The organism is Nocardioides solisilvae, from assembly GCF_003194625.1.
GTDB lineage: Bacteria > Actinomycetota > Actinomycetes > Propionibacteriales > Nocardioidaceae > Nocardioides > Nocardioides solisilvae.
In genome coordinates this window covers 273,606-290,345 of record NZ_QHKX01000003.1, presented here as the reverse complement: position 1 = coordinate 290,345, position 16,740 = coordinate 273,606, and the positions used below count along the sequence as shown (strand labels likewise).

The window sequence follows — 16,740 nt, the reverse complement described above, 5'->3', positions numbered from 1 at the left end:
GGCCGGTCCACGGCCGGTCGTTAGGCTGCCCCGGTGATCGTCTCCGCCGTCCTCGTCAGCCATGACGGGGCCCGGTGGCTGCCGGGGGTGCTGCGCGGCGTCCGTCGGCAGCGTCGCCCGGTGGACCGCGGGATCGCGGTCGACACCGGCAGCAAGGACGGGTCGGCCCAGCTCGTCCGCGAGGCATTCTCCTCCGACGAGGCCGTCGTCGAGGCCGGCGGCGCCACCTCCTACCCCGCCGCCCTCCGGCTGGCCCTCGAGCACCTGCCCCCCGCCGACGACCCCGACGAGTGGCTCTGGCTGCTCCACGACGACTCCGCGCCCGACCCCGGCGCGCTCGCAGCCCTCGTGGCCGCCGCCGAGGCGCACCCCGACGCCGACGTCCTGGGCCCCAAGCTGCGGGAGTGGCCGTCCCTGCGCCGGCTGCTCGAGCTCGGCGTCACGCTCTCCGGCACGGGCCGGCGCGAGACCGGCCTGGAGCGCGGGGAGTACGACCAGGGCCAGCACGACCAGGTCCGGCAGGTGCTCGCCGTCAACACGGCGGGGATGCTCGTGCGCCGCTCCACCTTCGAGCGGCTCGGCGGGCTCGACGAGGCGCTGCCGATCTTCGGCAACGACGTCGACCTCGGCTGGCGCGCCGCCCGGGCGGGCGTGCGGACCCTCGTCGTGCCCGACGCCGTCGTCTTCCACGCCGAGGCGGCCCACCGGGGCGTCCGCCGCACCCCGCTGACCGGGCGCCACACCCACTACCAGGAGCGGCGCGCGGCGCTGTTCACCCTGCTCGCCAACGTGGAGCAGCGGAGGCTCCCGTGGCAGGTCCTCCGCCTCCTGCTCGGCACCCTTCTGCGGGTGCTCGGCTTCCTGCTCGTCCGGTCGGTGGGCGAGGCGCTCGACGAGCTCGCCGCCCTGGTCGACGTCTACCGCCACCCGGGCCGGCTGCGCGCCGCCCGCCGGCGCCGCGCGCGGGAGCAGGGGGTGCGGCCCCACGACGTGCGCCACCTGCTGGCCCCGTGGTGGCTGCCCTACCGGCACGGGCTCGACTTCGTCTCCGACCTCTTCCAGGCGCTGGTCGGCCAGGCGCAGGACGTCGCCGAGCGGCGTCGGGCGGCCCGGGCCGACGAGCACCCCGACGAGGGCGTGCCCGGAGCGGGGCGCGGGGTCCCACTGCGCCCAGGCGGCCCCGCGGAGGAGGACGACGAGGAGCTCTACGCCGACACGGGCATCGTCGTGCGCTTCCTCACCAGTCCCCGCGCCGTCGCGCTCACCCTCTTCGTCCTCCTCGCCCTCGCCGCAGCCCGGGCCGCCCTCGGCGAGATCCAGGGCGGCGCCCTCTCCCCGGCGCCCGCGGCGGTGGGGGACTGGTGGCGGCTGCACGCGGAGTCGTGGCACCCGCTGGGCACGGGCACCGACGTCCCGGCGCCGGCGTACGTGCCCGTCCTCGCGGTGCTGGCCACCGTCCTGGGGGGCAGCCCCGGGGCGGTCGTCAGCGCGCTGATGCTGCTGGCGGTGCCGATCGCGCTGTGGGGCGCCTGGCGCTTCCTGCGGGTCGTGGGCCGGCTGGTCGACCCGCGCGGCCTGCCGCCGTGGGTGCTGGCCTGGGGGGCGACGACCTACGCCCTGGTGCCCGCCACCTCGGGGGCCTGGGGGGAGGGCCGGTTCGGCACGGTCGTGCTCGCGGGGCTGCTGCCGTGGACCGCCCACGCCGCGCTGGGGTTCGCCGACCCCGAGCCCGACCGTCGCTGGCGGGCCGCCTGGCGCACGGGCCTGCTGCTCGCCCTCTCCTCGGCCTTCGTGCCCGGCGTCTGGCTCTTCGGCCTGCTCGCCGCCGGCATCGTGGTCGCGGCGGGCTTCGCGATCAGTCCCCGGCTCCTGCGCGACCGCTCGGCCTGGGGGCCGCCGGCCCTGGCCCTGGGCCTGGTGCCGCTGCTGCTCCTCCCGTGGATCGTGCCGCTCGTCCTCACCGGCTCGGGGACGGGGCTGCTGCTCGAGGCGGGCCGCCTGCCGCTCGCGGAGGCTGGGGCGACCGACCTGCTCACCGGGCGGCTGGGCGGGCTGGGCGCCCCCTGGTGGCTCGGCGCGCCGGTGGGGGTCTTCGCCCTCCTGGCCCTGCTGCCGCGCCCGACCCGCGTCCCGGTGACGATCTGCTGGGTGATCGCGCTGGCCGCCGCCGTGGTGGTGGCCGTGCTCGGCTTCGTCACCCTGCGGCTCCCCGCGACCGCCACCCCGCCCAGCCTCGGCTTCTTCGTCGTGGTGCTGCAGGGGGTGGCCGTCGTCGCGACGGTGGTGGGCGCGGAGGCGTGGACCCGGCGCCTGGTCGCCCACCACCCCTGGTGGCAGCGGCTGCTCGCCGGGCTGGTCGCCGCGGCGGCCGCCCTGGTCCCGCTCGGCGGCCTCGCCTGGTGGCTGGTCGCCGCCGACCACTCCTTCGACGAGGACGTGGTCGAGGCCGTCCCCGCCTACATGGCGCAGAGCTCGCTGACCGGGCCCGAGCACGGCGTCCTCGTCGTGCGGGGGTCGGTGGAGAGCGGGCTGAGCTACCGCGTCCGGCGCGGCGACGGCGTGACCCTCGGCGAGGACGAGGTCCTCAGCCTGGCCGACGAGGACGAGGCGATGACCCGGACCGTCACCGGGCTGGCCTCCAGCCCGACCCCGGCCGACGTGGCCGCGCTCGGGGAGCTCGGCATCGAGTACGTCGTCCTCGCCTCGCCGGCGGACGGCCGGGTGGCCGCCGAGCTGGACGCGGCGTCGGGGCTGGTCCAGGCGAGCGCGGAGGACCGCGCCACCCGGGCCTGGCGCGTCGACCGGCCGCTGGACGCCTCGTCGGTGGAGAGCCGCGTGGGGGCCGGGCGGGTGGTCCTGCTGCTCCTGCAGGGGGCGGCCGTGCTGGCGGCGCTGGTGCTGGCGGCCCCGACCCTCGCCGGCAGGAGGAGCCAGGCATGAGCGAGCCCACCTCCCCGACCCCCGCCCCGGGCAGCACGCCCCCCGGGGCCCGTGCCGGCGGGTCGCGCCGGCGCGTGGCCGAGCCGCGGGAGCGGTCGATCAGCTCCACCACGCTGCTCGCCGTGGTGGTGCCGGTGCTCACCGTCGGGGCCCTCGCCCTGGTCCACCCGACCTCGACGGAGGACGCGGGCCGGGCGCCGACCCCGGCCGCGCTCTCCCGGGCCACCGTGGTCTGCCCGCCCGCCGACGGCCGGGCCGGGGAGGTCGCGGCGCTGGTCGCGGGGGCCGGCAGCGGCGGCGTCGCCCCGGGCGACTCGGGGACCCTGCGCGTCAAGGGGGCCGACGACGACGTGGCGTTCGCCGGGCACCGCGTGACCACCCTGCGCGCGCGGGGCCAGGTCGTGCTGCGCGCGGAGGGCGACGCGGCACCCGGTCTCGTGGCCGCCCGCACGGCCGGGGGCGCCTCGGTCGAGTGCGTCGCCCCCGCCGCCGAGCAGTGGTTCACCGGCGTCGGCGCCGGCGCCGAGCGCGGCTCCCGGCTCACCCTGGTGAACCCCGACGGGGGGCCGGCGGTCGCCGACGTCACCGTCCTCGGCGACGACGGCCCCGTCGAGGTGCCGGCCCTGCGCGGCCTGACCGTGCGGGGCGGGCAGGCGACGAGGGTCGACCTGGCGGCCGTGGTGCCGCGCCGGGACGCGTTGACCCTGCACGTCCGGGTGACCCGCGGTCGCCTCGGGGTCTCGGTGCTCGACCGCTTCGAGGAGCTCGGCGGCGGGACCAGCACGACCGACTGGCTGCCGGCCCGCAGCGGCCCGGCGACCACCGACTACCTGCTCGGGCTCGGCGGCGGGACCGGCTCGCGGGAGCTGGTGCTGGCCAACCCCGGCGACGACGAGGCCCGGGTCCGGGTCCGCCTGGTCACCCCGCGCAGCGAGCTGTCCCCGGCCGGTCTCGAGGAGGTCGTGGTCCCGCCCGGCTCGACCACCGTGACCGACCTCGGCGACGTGCTCGGCGACCCGGTCGCGCGCGGGGCCGTGGGGGTGCGGCTCGACGGCGACGTCCCGGTCACGGCCAGCCTCCGCTCGGTCACCGGCGAGGACCTCTCGTTCGCGGTCGGCGCCGAGCCGCTGGTCGAGCGGGCGGTGAGCCCGCTGCCGCCCGGCCCCAAGCGGCTCGTGCTGGCCGGGGCCGAGCGGGTCACCGCCGTGCGCGTCGTGCTCCGCGACGCCGCGGGTCGCGAGGTGGCCGCCGAGCGGGTGGCGCTGCAGCCCGGGACGGCGGCGCGCACCTCGCTGCCCGGCGAGGCCCGCTCCGTCGAGCTGCTGCTCGACGGGGTGCCCGTGCGCGCGGCGCTCGAGAGCGGGCCGCCGGGGCTCGCCGTCCGCCCGCTGCACGAGCTCACGGTGCGCCGCGAGGTCCCGGTCGTGCGCCCGGGCCTGTACTGAGCGGTCCCCGGGGGACCGGCCGGCGAGGTTCAGAGCCGCGGGTCCACCTCGTCGGGGTCCCGCCCCAGCAGCTCGGCGACCTGCTCGACGAGGACGGTCAGCACGAGGGCGCGAAGCTCCTCCCGGCCCTGGCAGCGGTGCTCGATCGGCCGTCGGAAGAGGACCAGCCGGGTGGGCGTGCCGCCGCTCCCGCGCACCAGCGAGGCGAGGGGGACGGTGTCGTCCCAGTCGTCGGGGACCAGCGGCGTGTCCTCGACGGCGTACTCGACGAGGCCCAGCTCGTCGTGCCACCGCTCCTCCACGGCCCGCACGACGTCCAGCACCAGCTCGTCGAAGCGGTGCCGGGCGGTCCGCTGCGGCGGCGCGGACGGCGTCCGCAGCACGCCGGGCCCGCGGGCGCCGCGGCCGCGACGGTCCCGGGTCCGCCGGCGGACCGGGTCGGTGCCACCGGCCCAGGGGCCGCCTGCCCCGTCCGACGCGCCGAGGGGGGCGGTGCGCGGCGCGAGCGGGTCCATCCCGCGAGCCTAGACCGTGGGTGCGGACGCTGCGGGTAACGTGCGCGTCGTGAGCCCTGCCCGTCGTTGTTCGCGCACCGCCTGCGGGCGCGCCGCCACCGCGACGCTGACCTACGTGTACGCCGACCAGACGGCCGTGCTCGGCCCGCTCGCGCTCTACGCCGAGCCGCACGCCTACGACCTCTGCGACCAGCACAGCGAGCGGCTCTCCGCGCCGCGTGGCTGGGAGGTGCTCCGGCTCGCGCCGGACCCGTCGGCGCAGGGCCCCTCCGGCGACGACCTGCTGGCGCTGGCCGACGCCGTCCGGGAGGCCGCCCGGCCGCCCGAGCCGGCACCCGTGGTCCACCCGGCCGACGACCCGTCGCGCGGCGTGCGCCGGGGCCACCTGCGGGTGCTGACCACGGACTGAGCCGCCGGGGTGCTGCCGCTAGGCTGCGCGCATGTCCTCCGACACCCTGGATCCGGCCAACCTGGAAGCCATCTTCAAGGCCTACGACGTCCGGGGCACGGTCCCCGACCAGCTCGACGACGACCTGGCCCGCGTCACGGGTGCCGCCTTCGTGCAGGTGACCGGCGCGCCCACGGTGGTGGTCGGGCACGACATGCGGCCGAGCTCGCCGGGGATGGCCGAGGCCTTCGCCCAGGGCGCGGCCGGCGCCGGCGCCGACGTCGTCATGGTCGGTCTCGCGTCGACCGACCAGCTCTACTTCGCCTCGGGCCACCTGGGCCACGCGGGCGTGATGTTCACGGCCTCCCACAACCCCGCCCAGTACAACGGCATGAAGATGTGCCGCGCGGGCGCCCAGCCCGTCGGCCGGGAGAGCGGGCTGCTGGAGATCCGCGACCTCGTCGCGCTCCGGGCGACCACCGGCGCCCAGCTCGTCCCCGACGGCACCACGCCGGGCACGGTCATCGAGCAGGACGTGCTCGGGGCGTACGCCGACCACCTGCTCTCGCTGGCCCCCGTGCGCGGGCGGCGGCTCAAGGTCGTCGTGGACGCCGGCAACGGGATGGCCGGGCTCACCGCCCCCGAGGTCTTCGACCGGATCGGCTCCGACCAGGTCGAGCTGGTGCCGATGTACTTCGAGCTCGACGGCACCTTCCCGCACCACGAGGCCAACCCGATCGAGCCCGAGAACCTCGCCGACCTCCAGCGCGAGGTGGTCCGGTCGGGCGCCGACCTCGGGCTCGCCTTCGACGGCGACGCCGACCGCTGCTTCCTGGTCGACGAGCAGGGCCGGGCGGTCTCGCCCTCGACCCTGACCGCGTTGATCGCCGCCCGCGAGCTGGCCAAGCACCCCGGTGCCACCGTGATCCACAACCTGATCACCTCGCGCGGCGTGCCCGAGCTGGTCCGCGAGCTCGGCGGCAAGCCGGTGCGCACCCGGGTGGGCCACTCCTTCATCAAGGCGACGATGGCCGAGACCGACGCCGTCTTCGGGGGGGAGCACAGCGGGCACTTCTACTTCCGCGACTTCTGGCGGGCCGACTCCGGGATGCTGGCGGCGCTGCACGCCATGGCCGCCCTCGCCGAGTCCTCCGGCACCCTGTCGCAGCTGCTCGCCGACTACGAGCGCTACCCGGCCAGCGGCGAGATCAACTCCACCGTGGAGGACCAGGCCGCGGTCCTCGACGCCCTGCGCGCCCAGTACGCCGGCCGTGACGGGGTGGAGGTCGACGAGCTCGACGGCCTCACCGTCACCCACGCCGACTGGTGGTTCAACGTGCGGGCGTCCAACACCGAGCCCCTCCTCCGGCTCAACGCCGAGGGGAAGGACGAGGCCACCATGACCGAGATCCGCGACGCCGTCCTCGCCACCATCAGGAGCCCCCGTTGAAGCTCGACCCCGCCCTGCTCGAGATCATCGCCTGCCCCGGCTGCCACGGCAGCCTCTCGCCGCAGGGCGAGGAGCTGGTCTGCGCCGGCTGCGGCAACGCCTACCCGGTCCGGGACGACATCCCGGTGCTGCTGCTCGACGAGGCGCGCAAGCCCGCCTGAGACCGGAGGCAGACCGTGACGACCTGGTTCGACGAGTCCCGCCTCGACGACGCGCGCGTGCTGGAGGACCGCGACGGGCTCCTCCGCCCGCTGGCCGAGTCGGGGGCTCGCGTGCGCCGCGAGGTGACCGCGACCGCCGAGGTGCTGGGGGCGGCCGTGGCCCGGGCCCTGGAGGGCAACCGGCCCCGCGCCGTCGTGGCCGCCGGTCCCGACTCCCGGCTGCTGCGTGCCGTGCTGGAGCCCTGGTGCCCGGTGCCGTTCGTCGCGTGGCCCGGCCCGGGGCTCCCCGGCTGGGTGGGCAGCCTCGACCTGGTGGTGGTGCTCGCGCCGGAGGGGTCCGACCAGGGGTCGGCCTCGGCGGTCAGCGAGGCCGCCCGGCGCGGGGCCCAGGCCGTCGTGGCCTGCCCGCCCCGCTCGCTGGTGGCCGAGCACGCCGAGGGCCGGTGGACCACCGTGCTCCCGGTGACCACCGGGGACCAGCTCGCGGCGGCGGTCGTGACCCTGGACTACCTGGACCGGACGCACCTCGGGCCCCGCGCCGACGCCGAGGAGGTGGCGACGGCCCTGGACGCGGTCGCGACGGCCTGCTCGCCGCACCGCGACCTGGCGGTCAACCCGGCCAAGATGCTGGCGATCGCCCTGGCCGACACCTCGCCCGTCGTGTGGGGTGGCTCGGTGCTGGCCGCGCGGGCGGCACGCCGGGTGGCGGAGTCGCTGCGCCGCGCGTCGGGGACCACCGCGCTCGCCGGGGACGCCGAGCACCTGCTGCCCGTCCTCGAGGCGACCCGCCCGCGCGATGTCTTCGACGACCCCTTCGCCGACGGCACGGCGGAGCGGCGTCCGCTGCTCCTGGTGCTGGACGACGGCACCGAGGAGGCGTGGGCCCGGCAGGAACGGACCCGGCTGCTCGCCGCGGCCAGCAGCCGCGGCATCCGGACCGAGACCGTGCGCTGCGACGGCACCGCGACCACCGAGGTGGCGCGCTACGCCTCGCTCGTGCTGCACGGCCGGTACGCCGCCGCCTACCTGGCGATCGGACTCGTCGAGGAGTGAGCCGGGACTCTGGGTACTGTGCCTCCGTGGCCACTTCCTGCCTGACCTGCTGCCCCACCTCCCGTGTGCCCGACCGCGCCCCCGCGTCGGTGACCCGCCGCGCTCGCGCCGGGGGCCACCGGTGAGCGGCGGCCTCTTCGCGCTGCTGGACGACGTCGCCGTCCTGGCCCGCCTGGCGGCGGCCTCGATCGACGACGTCGGCGCGGCCGCGGGGCGCGCCAGCGCCAAGGCGGCCGGCGTGGTGATCGACGACACCGCCGTCACCCCCCAGTACGTGCACGGCCTGGCCGCCGAGCGCGAGCTGCCGATCATCAAGAAGATCGCCGTGGGGTCGATCCGCAACAAGCTGCTGCTCATCCTCCCGGTGATCCTGCTGCTCAGCCAGTTCCTGCCCTGGGTGCTGACGCCGATCCTCATGCTCGGCGGCACCTACCTCTGCTTCGAGGGCGCGGAGAAGATCTGGGAGAAGGTCTCCGGCCACGAGGACCACACCGAGGCGCTGGCCACCGAGATCGGGCCCGAGCAGGAGAAGCAGATGGTCTCCGGGGCGATCCGGACCGACCTCATCCTCTCGGCCGAGATCATGGTGATCTCGCTCAACGAGGTCGCCGACGAGGCGTTCCTCTCCCGCGCGGCCATCCTCGTCGTGGTCGCGCTCGGCATCACCGCGCTGGTCTACGGCGTGGTCGCCCTCATCGTGAAGATGGACGACGTCGGCCTGGCGCTGACCCGCAGGACCTCCACGCTGGCGCAGAAGGTCGGGCACGGGCTCGTGCGCGGCATGCCGCGGCTGCTCACCGTGATCGGGATCGTCGGCACCGTCGCGATGCTGTGGGTCGGCGGCCACATCCTCCTGGTGGGGGCCGACGACCTCGGCTGGCACGCGCCGTACGAGCTGGTCCACCACCTCGAGGAGGACGTCGCGCACGCGCTCGGGTTCCTCGAGGGCGCGGTGGCGTGGGTGGTCAACACCGCCGCCTCGGCCGTCGTCGGCCTCGTCGTCGGGGCCCTCGTGGTGGCCGTGCTGCACGTCCTGCCGGTCGGCCACGGCAAGGGGGAGAAGGCCGCCCACTGAGCGGTCGCGAGGATTGCGTGTTCCCGGGCCCCCGGTCCTACGCTCTTCGGCACGTGCGGACCCGCGCACGACGCACTACGGAGGGGTAGCTGATGGACTTCAAGGTCGCCGACCTGAGCCTGGCCGAGTTCGGCCGTACGGAGATCCAGCTCGCGGAGCACGAGATGCCCGGGCTGATGGCGATGCGCGAGCGCTACGGGGACTCCAAGCCCCTCGCCGGCGCCCGGATCGCGGGTTCGCTGCACATGACCATCCAGACCGCGGTCCTGATCGAGACCCTGGTCGCGCTCGGGGCCGAGGTCCGCTGGGCCTCGTGCAACATCTTCTCCACCCAGGACCACGCGGCCGCCGCCGTGGTCGTCGGTCCGGAGGGGACCGTCGACCAGCCCGCCGGCGTGCCGGTCTTCGCCTGGAAGGGCGAGACCCTCGAGGAGTACTGGTGGTGCACCCAGCAGATCCTCGACTGGCCGGGTGACACCTTCGCCAACATGATCCTGGACGACGGCGGCGACGCCACCCTCCTGGTCCACCTCGGCGTGGAGATGGAGAAGACCGGCACCGCGCCCGACCCCGCCACCGCCACCTCGGGCGAGCAGCGGATCATCTTCGAGGCCCTGCAGGAGTCGCTCAAGCACAGCGACGACCGCTGGACCCGGATCGCCGGCGAGATCAAGGGCGTCACGGAGGAGACCACCACGGGTGTGCTCCGCCTGTACGACATGATGAAGGAGGGCTCGCTCCTCTTCCCCGCGATCAACGTCAACGACTCGGTCACCAAGTCCAAGTTCGACAACAAGTACGGCTGCCGCCACTCCCTGATCGACGGCATCAACCGCGCCACCGACGTCCTCATCGGCGGCAAGGTGGCCGTGGTCTGCGGCTACGGCGACGTGGGCAAGGGCTGCGCCGAGTCGCTCCGCGGCCAGGGTGCCAGGGTCATCGTGACCGAGATCGACCCGATCTGCGCGCTGCAGGCGGCGATGGACGGCTACCAGGTCGACACCCTCGACAACGTGCTCGACGTCGCCGACATCGTCATCACCGCGACCGGCAACAAGGACGTCGTCACCGTCGACCAGATGCGCCGGATGAAGCACAACGCGATCCTCGGCAACATCGGCCACTTCGACAACGAGATCGACATGGCGGGCCTCGAGGCCGACGGCGTCGCGAGCCGCAAGAACGTCAAGCCCCAGGTCGACGTCTGGACCTTCCCCGAGGGCAACGCGATCATCGTCCTCTCCGAGGGTCGCCTGATGAACCTGGGCAACGCGACCGGCCACCCGTCGTTCGTGATGTCCAACTCGTTCACCAACCAGGTGCTGGCGCAGATCGAGATCTTCACCAAGCCCGAGGAGTACCCGGTCGGCGTCTACGTGCTGCCCAAGCACCTCGACGAGGAGGTGGCGCGCCTGCACCTCGACTCCCTCGGCGTCCGGCTCACCGAGCTCAGCCAGTCGCAGGCCGACTACCTGGGCATCCCGGTCGAGGGCCCCTACAAGTCGGACCAGTACCGCTACTGAGCACCGGTCGACCGCTCGATCCCGCCGAGGGCGTCCCGTCAGGGGCGCCCTCGGCGGCGTCCCGGGGGAGTGCGGCCTCCCCGGCTGGCACAATGGGGCGCATGAGCCACATGGTCGTCGACCCGCCTGCCCGCGGCCGGGTCCTGGTCGTCGACGACGACGCCTCCCTCGCGGAGATGCTCACCATCGTGCTGCGCCAGGAGGGCTTCGACAGCCAGATGGTGACGCGCGGCGACGAGGCGCTGGCCGCCTTTCGCAGCTACCGGCCCGACGTCGTCCTGCTCGACCTGATGCTGCCGGGGCGCGACGGCATCGACGTCTGCAAGGAGATCCGGGGCGAGTCCGGGGTGCCCATCGTCATGCTCACCGCCAAGAGCGACACGATCGACGTCGTCCTCGGACTGGAGTCCGGGGCCGACGACTACGTCATCAAGCCGTTCAAGCCCAAGGAGCTGGTCGCCCGGATCCGCGCCCGGGTGCGTCGCTTCGACGACCCCTCGTCGGAGACCCTGTCGGTCGGCGACCTCACGATCGACGTCGCGGGCCACGCGGTCACCCGCGGCGGCCAGCCGGTCAACCTGACGCCGCTGGAGTTCGACCTCCTGGTCTGCCTCGCCCGCAAGCCGTGGCAGGTCTTCACCCGGGAGGTGCTGCTCGAGCAGGTCTGGGGCTACCGGCACGCCGCCGACACGCGGCTGGTCAACGTCCACGTGCAGCGCCTGCGGTCCAAGGTCGAGCACGACCCGGAGAACCCCGAGATCGTGCTGACGGTCCGCGGAGTGGGCTACAAGGCCGGCAAGTCCTGACGGGCCCGTCGATGCCAGCGGACCGCCCCTTCCGGAGGCTCCCGACGGCCCTGGGGCGGGCGCTCACGGTGTGGCGCCGCTCGATCCAGGCGCGGGTCGTGGCCAGCACCCTCGTGCTCACCACCCTCGTCGTCGGGGTCGTCGGGTGGTTCCTGCTCCAGCAGGTCCGTGACGGGCTCCTGGCGCAGCGCGTGGAGCGGGTGGTCGCGGAGGCCGGCAACGAGACCGCCGAGGCCCGCAACCGGCTCTCGTTCGCCACCGGCACCGACGTGGACGCCTCGGGCCAGCGCCAGGACCTCATCGACCCGATCATCGCCCGGGGCGCGAGCCGCGGGTTCGCCGTGCTGCTCTCGGCGCCGCTCGACTCGGGCAGCAGCCTGGCCGCCGGCGGCGTCCAGTTCACCCAGAACCTCGACAAGGCGAGCGTCCCGCGGGCGTTGGAGCAGCGCTTCTCCGAGCGGAGCGCGGCCGCCTGGACCCACACGACCATCCGCACGACCGGACCCGTCCAGGGCGTGGAGCCCGGGCCCGGCATCGTCGTCGGCTCGCAGGTCACGCTCCCCGCCGACGGCGAGACCTACACGCTCTACTACGTCTTCCCGCTCTCGGAGCAGGCCGAGACGCTCGCGCTGGTGACCCGGGCGCTGCTCACCGCGGCGGCGCTGCTCGTCGTCCTGGTGGCGGGCGTGGCCTGGCTGGTCACCCGGCAGGTCGTCACCCCCGTCCGGATGGCCCGCCAGGTGGCCGAGCGGCTGGCCGCGGGGCAGCTGCAGGAACGGCTCCGGGTCACGGGCGAGGACGACCTCGCCCGTCTGGCCACCTCGTTCAACCAGATGGCCTCCAACCTGCAGCGCCAGATCCGTCAGCTGGAGGAGCTGAGCCGGCTGCAGCGGCGCTTCGTCAGCGACGTCTCCCACGAGCTGCGCACCCCGCTCACCACCGTGCGGATGGCCGGTGACGTGCTGCACGACGGGCGGGACCAGTTCGACCCCACCACCGCCCGCGCCGCCGAGCTGCTCCAGACCGAGCTGGACCGCTTCGAGGTGCTCCTCGCCGACCTCCTGGAGATCAGCCGGTTCGACGCCGGTGCGGCGGTGCTCGACGTCGACGACGTCAACCTCGTCGACGTCGCCCACCGGGTGGCCGAGGCCACCGAGGCCCTCGCGGTCCAGCGCAGCACCCGGGTCGTCGTGGTCGACCCCGAGCACCCGTGCCTCGCCGAGGCCGACGTGCGCCGGGTCGAGCGGATCGTGCGCAACCTCGTCACCAACGCGATCGACCACGCCGAGGGCCGGGAGATCCTGCTGACGGTGGGGGCCGACGACGAGGCCGCGGCGATCACGGTGCGCGACTACGGCGTGGGACTCGGCCCGGGGGAGGCCGCGATGGTCTTCAACCGCTTCTGGCGCTCGGACCCGGCCCGGGCCCGGACCAGCGGCGGCACGGGTCTCGGTCTCTCCATCTCCCTCGAGGACACCCACCTCCACGGTGGCTGGCTGCAGGCCTGGGGCCGGCTCGGCGAGGGGTCGCAGTTCCGGCTCACGCTGCCCCGCCGCCTCGGCTCGTCGCTGCGGCACAGCCCCCTGCCCCTGGTCCCCACCGACGACGAGGTGACCGCGTGACGCGCCGCCCCCAGCCCCGCCCCGGTCCCCGCCCCGTCGCCCGCGCAGCGGGCCCGCTGCCGGTCCTGCTGGCCCTGCTGGCCCTGCTGGCCGGGTGCGTCTCCATGCCCGACTCCGGCCCCGTGGTCGAGGTCGAGAACCCCGACGCCGGGGAGCTCGAGCCCGGGACCTTCTACGACCCGCGCCCGCCCGAGCCCGGCGCGTCCGCCCGCGAGGTGGTCGCCGGGTTCCTCGAGGCGATGAAGGCCACCCCGATCAAGACGACGGTGGCCGCCCAGTACCTGACGGGCCGGGCCCAGGAGCAGTGGACCCCCGAGGCCGGCACCCTCACCTACGCCGACCTGGGCGTCGCCCGCGGCGACCGGACCGTGACCGTCCCGCTGCTCGGCGCCGAGGCCTACGACTCCCGGGGCGCGTGGACCGCCTCGCCCACCGGTGCCGGCGCCCGCCTGGAGCTCCCGATGACGCTCGAGGGCGGGGAGTGGCGCATCGACGCCGCCCCCGACGCGATGGTGGTGCCCGACTCGTGGTTCGAGGACCGGTTCGAGCGCGCCTCGCTGCACTTCCTCGACCCCACCGGCCGGATCCTGGTGCCGGAGCCCGTCCACGCACCCCAGGGCGACCAGTTCGCGACCGCGCTGGTCCGCGGCCTGCTGGCGGGGCCGCCGCCCGGGATGTCCCGGGTCGTGCGGAGCGCGGTCCCGGCGGGCGTGAGCCTCGCCCTGTCGGTGCCCATCGACGCCGCCGGCCTCGCGGAGGTCTCCCTCGAGGCGCCTCCGGGGGTCCGGCCCGAGGACCTGGCCTCGGAGGAGATGGTGGCCCAGCTGGCGTGGACGCTGCGCCAGGAGCCGCGGATCCGCGCCGTCCGGCTGACCCTCAACGGGCGGCCGGTCCCGCTGCCCGACGGGCAGCCCGAGCTCGACCCGGCCGCCGGCACCAGGTTCGACCCCGTGGGCCACGGCTCCAGCTCGGACCTCTTCGCGCTGCGCGGGGGGCTGCTGGTCCGCGGCGACCTGGACGACCTCGAGGCCACCGCCGGACCCTTCGGGACCCAGGACTTCTCCCTGCGCTCCGTGGGCCTCAGCCTCGCCGCGCAGCAGGCGGCCGCCGTCACCACGTCGGGCTCCTCGCTGCTGCTCGCGCCGGTCGAGGAGGTCGGCGCGGTCCCGGAGGAGGTCGTCTCCGGCGCCACCGACCTGCTGCCTCCCGCGTGGGACTTCGCCGACCGGCTCTGGTGGGTGGACCGGACCGCGGCCGGTGCCCGGGTGGAGATCCTGTACGACGGGGAGCGGCGCGAGCTCGACGTGCCGGGCCTCTCGGGGCGGGTCGTGAAGTCGTTCCTGGTCTCCCGGGACGGCACCCGCCTGGTCGCCGTGGTGCGGGGTCGCGACACCGACCGCCTGGTCGTCGGACGGGTGCTGCACGACGAGACCGGTCGGGTGGCCCGGGTCGCCCGGGTCCGCGAGATCGACCTCGGCCTGGAGAGCGGGCGCCGGATCCGCGACCTCGGCTGGCGCTCGCCGTCCTCGGTCACGCTCGTCAGCGGGATCACCGGGGTGCTGGCCCATGTCCGCACGGTGGGGGTCGACGGCGCACCGGGCGACCTCGACACCGGCGGGGCCTCGCGGGTGCGCGGGCGGGCCAGTGCGCTGGTGAGCTCGCCCGAGAGGGGGCTGGGCGTCTACGTGGTGGGGACGGACGGGGTGACCGACCTCGCCGACCCGGTGCGGCAGGTGCCGCCGCTCGACCAGGCGGTGGCCTGGCTGGGGTACGTCGGCTGACGGGTCGCCGCGGCGTCCGCAGGTCTCGCGCCGTCCGCCGTCCGCCGTCCGTCGTACGCCGTCCCGGGGCCGCCCCCGTCGTCCGTTCGCGGTCCACAGGCGACGCCACGCCGCGTGAGGTCCCGCCGTCCTCCCCAGGCGGGCGTCGTGCCGCTGCGGCCGCGTCGTCCGACTGGTGGGGTGGCCGGGTGGGCACCGCCTCGGACCTCCTCGACCACGCCCTGGACCTCGTCGTGGGCAGCTCCTGCGTGGGCTGCGGGCGCCCCGGCCGGCTGCTCTGCCCGTCGTGCCGGCGGACGCTGCCCGGGGTGGCGGTGCCCGTCCGCCCCGACCCCGCTCCTCCCGGGCTGGCGCCCGCCTGGGCGGCGGGGGAGCACGACGGGCTGCTGCGCCGGCTCGTCATCGACCACAAGGAGGAGTCGCGCTTCGGGCTGGGTGTCGCGCTGGGGCGGCTCCTCGCGCTGGCCGTGCTGGCCGCGGCGGCGGACGGCGCCGGAGTGGAGGGCGCCGGGGTGGAGGGGGCCGGGGTGGAGGGCGCCGGGGCGGACGACGTGCTCCTGGTGCCGGTGCCGTCCAGGCCCGGGGTGGCGCGGAGCCGCGGCGACGACCCCACCGGACGGCTGGTCCGGGTGGCCGCCCGCGCGGTGGCCGGTGCAGCGGGTCGTCGTGCGGTGGTGCTGCCGGTGCTGCGCTCCCACCCCGGGGTGCGCGACCAGGCCGGGCTGGACGCCGGGTCCCGGGCCCGCAACCTGGCGGGGACGATGTGGGTGCCCGACGGGGCGCTGCGCCGGGCGTCGCGACGGACCGCGGGCGGTCGGGTGGTGCTCTGCGACGACGTCCTCACGACCGGCGCGACCGCGCGGGAGGCCCAGCGAGCCCTCGAGCAGGTGGGCGTGCGGGTGACGGGGATCGCCGCCGTGGGGGCGGTCCGACGTCGCCGTCCGCGGGTGTGACGGACGGATCGTCCCCCTTCCTGACGCCGTGACCAGGGACGGGATAGCGTCAGGTCATGGAGTCCGTCCGGGTCCGTGGTTGCGTTGCCGGGGAGCTCGACGTGCCCCGGCGGCAAGCCGATGCCAGTCGCAGGCGAAACGGCCCACGTAAGGCGCTCCCGGTCCGTCCGGGACGCCGATCACGGTGCGGCTTAGAAGTAAGTCCTGCCTCGGTGCCGTCGTCAGATGCGACGCCCACCGGGAGAAGGCCAGTAGTGGCGGAGAAGCTGCGACCGTCTCAGCAGGCGATTGTGGGGACGAAGACCAGGTCGGCCGGGCGGACTCCATGCCAGGCACCGGGCAGGGCGCGAGCCGTCGCTGCCCCGGTGGTCAACGAGGTGCAGCAACCCAGGAATCGGAGGTTCTCATGGACGTAGTGGTGACGGGACGGCACGTGGAGGTCTCGGACAGGTTCAGGGAGCACGTGGCCGAGAAGCTGTCGCGGCTCGAGAAGCACGACCAGAGGATCATCCGGGTGGAGGCCGAGGTCTCCGCCGAGCGCAACCCGCGGCTGCAGGACCGGGCCGTCCGCGTCGAGCTCACCGCCCGGACGAAGGGCCCGGTGGTCCGCGCCGAGGCCGCCGCCGAGGACAAGATGGCCGCCCTCGACCTGGCTCTCGACAAGATGGCCGCGCAGATGCGCAAGGCCTCCGACCGCCGCCGCATCCACCGCGGCCGGCACACCCCGGTCTCGGTGGGGGAGGCGCTGGCCCCCAGCGCCGAGGCCCTGGCCGCCGAGGAGCAGGACCGGGAGGAGTCGCTGGAGCGGCAGGTGGGACCCATCACGGTCACGGGCGACGGCCCCTTGGTGGTCCGCGAGAAGAGCCACGATGCCACGCCCATGACGCTCGACCAGGCGCTCTACGAGATGGAGCTGGTCGGGCACGACTTCTACCTCTTCGTCGACAAGGAGAGCGAGAAGCCGGCGGTGGTCTACCGCCGTCGCGGCTACGACTACGGAGTGATCAGCCTCAACGTCGCCGACTGAT

Annotated in this window: 14 protein-coding genes; 13 read left to right on the top strand and 1 reads right to left on the bottom strand. The window is 75.4% G+C overall.

Going from position 1 to position 16,740, the window contains the following annotated elements; all coding sequences use genetic code 11:
- Positions 1-33 precede the first annotated feature (33 nt).
- Positions 34-2,940 carry a glycosyltransferase family 2 protein gene (locus DNK53_RS12705; RefSeq protein WP_110182708.1) on the top strand — a complete coding sequence of 969 codons (2,907 nt, stop codon included), beginning with the start codon at positions 34-36 and terminating at the stop codon, positions 2,938-2,940.
- A complete protein-coding gene (locus DNK53_RS12700; protein WP_162599923.1) occupies positions 2,937-4,385 on the top strand; it encodes a DUF5719 family protein in 1,449 nt (482 codons plus the stop codon). The genes DNK53_RS12705 and DNK53_RS12700 overlap by 4 nt, the downstream gene beginning before the upstream one ends.
- A 29-nt stretch (positions 4,386-4,414) precedes the next feature.
- On the opposite strand, the gene DNK53_RS12695 is transcribed toward DNK53_RS12700, so the two are convergent.
- The gene (locus DNK53_RS12695; protein ID WP_110182706.1) at positions 4,415-4,900 is read right to left on the bottom strand and encodes a metallopeptidase family protein; all 486 of its coding nucleotides are present in this window, start codon (positions 4,898-4,900) and stop codon (positions 4,415-4,417) included.
- Positions 4,901-4,949: 49 nt separating this feature from the next.
- On the opposite strand from DNK53_RS12695, the gene DNK53_RS12690 reads away from it, so the two are divergent.
- The 11 genes from DNK53_RS12690 to hpf all read left to right on the top strand — a co-directional run bounded on the left by DNK53_RS12690 (position 4,950) and on the right by hpf (position 16,739).
- Positions 4,950-5,309: a DUF3499 domain-containing protein gene (locus tag DNK53_RS12690; protein WP_204163913.1), complete on the top strand. Its 360-nt coding sequence runs from the start codon at positions 4,950-4,952 to the stop codon at positions 5,307-5,309.
- A 31-nt stretch (positions 5,310-5,340) separates the two neighbouring features.
- Positions 5,341-6,738, top strand: a complete 1,398-nt coding sequence (locus DNK53_RS12685; RefSeq protein ID WP_110182704.1) for a phosphomannomutase/phosphoglucomutase — start codon at positions 5,341-5,343, stop codon at positions 6,736-6,738.
- The gene (locus DNK53_RS12680) at positions 6,735-6,899 is read left to right on the top strand and encodes a Trm112 family protein (protein WP_110182703.1); all 165 of its coding nucleotides are present in this window, start codon (positions 6,735-6,737) and stop codon (positions 6,897-6,899) included. Before DNK53_RS12685 ends, DNK53_RS12680 begins: the two co-directional genes overlap by 4 nt.
- 15 nt (positions 6,900-6,914) lie before the next feature.
- Entirely contained in the window at positions 6,915-7,952 is a 1,038-nt protein-coding gene (locus DNK53_RS12675; protein WP_110182702.1) for an SIS domain-containing protein, read from the top strand.
- A gap of 121 nt (positions 7,953-8,073) precedes the next feature.
- Positions 8,074-9,027 carry a DUF808 domain-containing protein gene (locus DNK53_RS12670; protein WP_110182701.1) on the top strand — a complete coding sequence of 318 codons (954 nt, stop codon included), beginning with the start codon at positions 8,074-8,076 and terminating at the stop codon, positions 9,025-9,027.
- Positions 9,028-9,119: 92 nt separating this feature from the next.
- Positions 9,120-10,550: an adenosylhomocysteinase gene (gene ahcY, locus DNK53_RS12665; protein ID WP_110182700.1), complete on the top strand. Its 1,431-nt coding sequence runs from the start codon at positions 9,120-9,122 to the stop codon at positions 10,548-10,550.
- Between the two features lie 92 nt (positions 10,551-10,642).
- Positions 10,643-11,356: an MtrAB system response regulator MtrA gene (gene mtrA / locus DNK53_RS12660; protein ID WP_476739103.1), complete on the top strand. Its 714-nt coding sequence runs from the start codon at positions 10,643-10,645 to the stop codon at positions 11,354-11,356.
- 11 nt (positions 11,357-11,367) lie between these two features.
- Positions 11,368-12,978, top strand: coding sequence for an MtrAB system histidine kinase MtrB (gene mtrB, locus DNK53_RS12655; protein ID WP_110182698.1), 1,611 nt, complete (start codon positions 11,368-11,370; stop codon positions 12,976-12,978).
- Positions 12,975-14,759 (top strand): LpqB family beta-propeller domain-containing protein, encoded by a 1,785-nt coding sequence (locus DNK53_RS12650; protein WP_110182697.1) that lies wholly within the window; start codon positions 12,975-12,977, stop codon positions 14,757-14,759. Before mtrB ends, DNK53_RS12650 begins: the two co-directional genes overlap by 4 nt.
- A 188-nt stretch (positions 14,760-14,947) precedes the next feature.
- On the top strand, positions 14,948-15,712 hold the full coding sequence (locus DNK53_RS12645; RefSeq protein ID WP_110182696.1) for a ComF family protein: 765 nt from the start codon (positions 14,948-14,950) through the stop codon (positions 15,710-15,712).
- Positions 15,713-16,118: 406 nt separating this feature from the next.
- Positions 16,119-16,739, top strand: a complete 621-nt coding sequence (gene hpf, locus DNK53_RS12640) for a ribosome hibernation-promoting factor, HPF/YfiA family (protein ID WP_110182695.1) — start codon at positions 16,119-16,121, stop codon at positions 16,737-16,739.
- Position 16,740: the final 1 nt, after the last annotated feature.

What these genes read in the sequence shown, in the direction of transcription:
- DNK53_RS12700 (WP_162599923.1), top strand. Translation starts at nt 2,937, where the DNA reads ATGAGCGAGCCCACCTCCCCGACCCCCGCCCCGGGCAGCACGCCCCCC.
- DNK53_RS12695 (WP_110182706.1), bottom strand. Translation starts at nt 4,900, where the DNA reads ATGGACCCGCTCGCGCCGCGCACCGCCCCCCTCGGCGCGTCGGACGGG.
- DNK53_RS12685 (WP_110182704.1), top strand. Translation starts at nt 5,341, where the DNA reads ATGTCCTCCGACACCCTGGATCCGGCCAACCTGGAAGCCATCTTCAAG.
- ahcY (WP_110182700.1), top strand. Translation starts at nt 9,120, where the DNA reads ATGGACTTCAAGGTCGCCGACCTGAGCCTGGCCGAGTTCGGCCGTACG.
- mtrA (WP_476739103.1), top strand. Translation starts at nt 10,643, where the DNA reads ATGGGGCGCATGAGCCACATGGTCGTCGACCCGCCTGCCCGCGGCCGG.
- mtrB (WP_110182698.1), top strand. Translation starts at nt 11,368, where the DNA reads ATGCCAGCGGACCGCCCCTTCCGGAGGCTCCCGACGGCCCTGGGGCGG.
- hpf (WP_110182695.1), top strand. Translation starts at nt 16,119, where the DNA reads ATGGACGTAGTGGTGACGGGACGGCACGTGGAGGTCTCGGACAGGTTC.